Consider the following 4,275-nt stretch of genomic DNA (forward strand, 5'->3'; position numbering starts at 1 on the left):
CGGGTGTCGAACTTCTTGTCGTCGAAGTTGTCCTGGTTGTTGCCCGACCCCGCGACGAGCAGCACCTTGCCGGTGCGCAGCAGCGCCGCGTGGATGGTGTTCTGCCGGTACTGCTCGGGAAACTCGATGATCTCCCATTTGCCGTTGGCGGCTTTGTACTCCGGCTTGTTGATCTTGTACTGGTGGTATTTCTCGGTTCCGAAGCGGTAGAGCCACGGCCCGTTCATCCCGGCCAGCGCTACTACCACCGCCGTGCCTATCGCGAAGCGACGGGCCCGGCGGCGGCCGGCACGGTCTTTCATTCCTTACGTCCCCCAAGTCCACCAAGGGCGATCTGCATGGTCTGGTCGCTTCCCCCGTCGGGGGAGGCAGCCCAGCTGGGCTTCTGCTGCGGCGCGTGGTACGGCCCCGCGGGCGCCGCGTCCTCGGGCTGGGTGTGCGGCTCCGCGGGAGCCGCGGAGGCGGGCTTCTTCCTCGCCTCCCGCAGCGAGTGCCGCCAGGCGAAGATCGGCGAGGCGGTGATCAGCAGCGCGAACGTCGCCCAGATGATCATCGCGGGGTGGGCGTGGCCCAGGACGAGGCCGGCGGTGATCGAGCCGCCGAAGATGACGATGAAGTACCAGTGGTACCGGAAGGTCCCGAACAGGGTGTCCGGGCTCGCGGAGTCGCCCTTGGGCGTGACCACGAACTTGCTCTTGCGCCGCAGCATCGAGTCGATGAGCGCCTTCGCGTACAGCGGCGCCGACAGCGCGGACATCACCATGCCGGCCACACCGCCGGAGCCCTCCGGCTCGTGCGGCGAGACGTTGTGCCGGCGGTTCCAGACGTACAGGCCGATCTGGAGGGCGGAGGCGTTGCCGTAGAGCATCAGCCAGACCGCGGGGTCGATGTTCACACCCGAGGCGCCCATGCCCAGGAACAGGGCGCAGCTCAGCGCCGCCAGGATCCAGTTCATGGCGGACATCGGGTAGAAGATGATCATCATCGTGTAGTTGAAGAGCTTGCTCGGCGGCAGCGAGTACCAGCCCTTCCAGTACTGCTTGAGGATCGTCTCGTACGTCCCTCGCGACCAGCGCATCTGCTGGGTGAAGAAGTCCGTCCAGGCGTTGGGGCCCTCGCCGACGGCGAGCACGTCCGGGGTGTAGACCGAGCGCCACTTGCGGCCGGTGGCCGGGTTCTTGTGGCGGTGGATCTCGAAGCCGGTCGCCATGTCCTCGGTGATCGAGTCGTACAGGCCGCCGATCTGCTTCAGGGCCCTGATCCGCACCGCGTTGGAGGTGCCCACGAACATCGGCGCGCCGTAGCGGTTGCCCGCGCGCTGGATGAGCGCGTGGAAGAGGAACTGCTGCGACTCGGCGGCCTTGGTGATCGGGTTGTCGTAGTTGCCGTAGACCTGCGGGCCGATGACGAAGCCGACGTCCGGGTCGCGGAAGAAGCCGAGCATCCGCTCCAGGTAGTTCGGCAGCGGCACGTGGTCGGTGTCGACGGAGGCGAAGAAGTCGTAGTCGTCGCCGTGCGCGTCCAGCCAGGCGTTGTAGTTGCCGTGCTTGGTCTTCGCGCGGTGCGGGCCCTTGGGCATGTTCCACCTGGCGACGCCCTTGCGGGAGAAGTGGTGGACGCCGAGGCGCTCGCAGACCGCCTTCACCTCGGGGTCGTCGCCCTCGTCGAGCAGCCAGACGTGCATCAGACCGCGGTGGCGGATCTTGACGGCCGCCTCCAGGGTCTTCGTCACCATCTCCAGCGGCTCCTTGCCGGGCACGAAGGAGGTGAGGAAGGCGACGCGGGTGCCGGTCTCGGGGACCACGGGTATCGGGTCGCGGGCGACCAGCGTCGCGTGCGCGTTCGACAGCACGTTCAGGCAGCGGAACAGCTCGATCAGGCCGATCGAGACGAGCATGACGATGTCGAGGGCGGGCAGCCAGTCGAACGCCGGGTAGTCGCGCTCCGTCCAGTGCTCGGGCTGGAGCAGCCACACCAGCAGCACCACCGACAGCAGCGGCGCCGCGGCCAGCATCAGGGCCACGCGTATCCGGTGCGGCTCCTGCGAGAGCAGCGAGCGGTACTGCACCTTGTACGGCTTGTGCGGGTCGGGCTGGGTGAGGGGGCCCGCAAGCCGGCTGTAGTGCTCGTAGTCGTATCTGGGCAGCGCCTTCTTTATCCGGCGGAACGAGCCGGTGTTCCAGGTCCGGTGCGCGGGCACCCTGAGCTGGGTCGTCTGAGACGGGTCGTGGTCCTGCCCGGCGCCCGTCGGCGTCGACGTCATGAGTCATCCCCCCACACGCGGGTCAACGCGTGTTTCGTCGCTTCCTTTGTCCGACGGGTCCCCCTCGGCCGTCACGGACGTCACAGTGGTGGGTTGCTGTCACCACGGCATCCACACCCTATATAGACATGGATCGGTGACCCCCGGTTGCATGATGCCCCCCTCGGCATCCGGCCCCCCAACCGGACCAGGGTTCTACGGCGTTCCTCATGATCGCAAGAGGCCGAGATCCCGGGTACGTCGAAGGCCCCCCGTGTGCTACGGAGGGCCTTCGACCGTCTGTGCGCCGCCAGGGACTCGAACCCCGGACCCGCTGATTAAGAGTCAGCTGCTCTAACCAACTGAGCTAGCGGCGCCTGCTGACCTGGAGAACTCTACCCGACGCCGACGGGTGCTCCGGACCACGCCAGGGGCGGGCGTTCCCCCGTGCGCACCACCCGGGTACATCGTTCGGACCGTCAACATGCGCGCAAACACGACAGTTGGGAAACTGATCACCGTGCGCCGGTGCGCACACCGTCGCGGACTTTTTCACTGCAATGTGAGGGGAATCGCATGGAGACTCCGGTATTCGAGGAGATCGATCCCGTGAGCGACTGCGACTGCCCCGGGTGCCGGCACTGGCGCAGTGTCCTGCCGCACTCCCCGGCCGGTCGCGCTCCCGCTCATCCGGCCGCCCACCGCGTGCTCGTGGTGGCCACCGCCGCCACCGCGACCGCCGCCCTCGGCGCGGGCCAGGCGGCGGCGGCCCCGACCGCCGCCCACGCGCTCCACCGGCCCGGCGATCCCGGCGGTCCGGCGGCCCAGGAGCCCGACACCCCGCAGGGCCCGAGGGCTCCGCTGCACGGTCCGACAGGCCGTCCGGCGGGCCCCGCCGCCGGCACGCTGCTGCCCGCGATCACCCGTACGGACATCATCGAGCGGGCCAAGACCTGGGTCACCGCGAAGGTGCCCTACAGCATGACCGCCTACTGGTCCGACGGTTACCGCCAGGACTGCTCGGGCTATGTGTCGATGGCCTGGAAGCTGCCCACGAACGAATGGACCGGGAGCCTCGGCGCCTTCGCGGACCGGATCACCAAGGAAGAACTCCAGCCCGGCGACATCCTGCTGTTCCACAACGCGGCCAACCCGCAGTCGGGCTCGCACGTGGTGATCTTCGGCGGCTGGACGGACGACAAGCACACCTCCTACACGGCCTACGAGCAGACCCCGCCGCACACCCGCACGATGGCGACGCCCTACGCCTACTGGAGCAACTCCGCCAAGTACCTCCCCTACCGCTACAAGGGAGTGACGAGCGCCACGACGACGCCGCAGGCGGGCGGGGAGCCGGCCACGACGGACACCCCGGACGCCCCGGAGACTCCGGAGACTTCGGGGCAGGCTCCCGCCGGTGCCGCCGCCCCGCCCGCCTCGCACGGGGTGCCCGGCTATCCGGGGCGGGCGATGTTCCGCCCGGGCGCGGACAACCCGTACGTCACCCGGCTCGGCGAGCAGCTGGCGAAGAAAGGATTCGGCAGGCATTACACGAGCGGGCCGGGGCCGCGCTGGAGCGAGGAGGACCGGCGGAACGTCGAGGCCTTCCAGCGCGCCCAGGGCTGGCGCGGCGGCGCGGCGGACGGCTACCCGGGCCCGGAGACCTGGCGGCGCCTGTTCTCGTGACCTCTCCCTGGTGACCTCTCCCTGGTGACCGCTCCCTCGGGGGCACCGTTCGTGATCACCCGTTCATGACGCGTCTGGCGCGGAGGCTGGAGCACGCATGAGTACGACCTCTTCGACGACACCCTCGACGACCCCGGCACCGGTTCCGCCGGCCACCTCTCCGTCACCACCGGCCCCCGAGGAGGGCGTGGTCCGGTCCGCGCGGCTCATCCACAACGAGGCGACCACCGAGATCCCCGTCCACCTGCTGTTCCGGGACGACCCCGCCCCGGCGCCGGTGCCGCTGCGGCCCGCGGTCGTCGAGCGCCGGCAGGGCACGGGGGAGCAGCCCCGGATGCGGCGCCCCA

At 69.4% G+C, this 4,275-nt stretch carries 2 protein-coding genes, 1 tRNA gene and 2 pseudogenes; 2 read left to right on the forward strand and 3 right to left on the reverse strand.

All coding sequences use genetic code 11. The features are described from left to right. The 3 genes and pseudogenes from GTW67_RS20950 to GTW67_RS20960 all read right to left on the reverse strand — a co-directional run. Nucleotides 1-302: pseudogene (locus tag GTW67_RS20950) on the reverse strand (radical copper oxidase GlxA); the annotation flags it as partial. Beyond that, nucleotides 299-2,263, reverse strand: coding sequence for a glycosyltransferase family 2 protein (locus GTW67_RS20955; protein WP_161166340.1), 1,965 nt, complete (start codon nucleotides 2,261-2,263; stop codon nucleotides 299-301). The gene GTW67_RS20955 and the pseudogene GTW67_RS20950, both read right to left, overlap by 4 nt. A gap of 282 nt (nucleotides 2,264-2,545) precedes the next feature. Then, nucleotides 2,546-2,619, reverse strand: a tRNA-Lys gene (locus GTW67_RS20960). A gap of 199 nt (nucleotides 2,620-2,818) precedes the next feature. Here GTW67_RS20960 and GTW67_RS20965 point away from each other — a divergent pair. Further along, nucleotides 2,819-3,928: a peptidoglycan-binding protein gene (locus GTW67_RS20965; protein ID WP_161166341.1), complete on the forward strand. Its 1,110-nt coding sequence runs from the start codon at nucleotides 2,819-2,821 to the stop codon at nucleotides 3,926-3,928. A 97-nt stretch (nucleotides 3,929-4,025) separates the two neighbouring features. Further along, a pseudogene (locus tag GTW67_RS20970) lies at nucleotides 4,026-4,275 on the forward strand (SPFH domain-containing protein); the annotation flags it as partial.

This window comes from Streptomyces sp. SID5910 (genome assembly GCF_009862125.1).
Classification (GTDB): domain Bacteria; phylum Actinomycetota; class Actinomycetes; order Streptomycetales; family Streptomycetaceae; genus Streptomyces.

Bases quoted from the DNA above. Each gene is read 5' to 3' on its own strand.
- GTW67_RS20965 (WP_161166341.1), top strand. From the start codon at position 2,819: ATGGAGACTCCGGTATTCGAGGAGATCGATCCCGTGAGCGACTGCGAC.
- GTW67_RS20955 (WP_161166340.1), bottom strand. From the start codon at position 2,263: ATGACGTCGACGCCGACGGGCGCCGGGCAGGACCACGACCCGTCTCAG.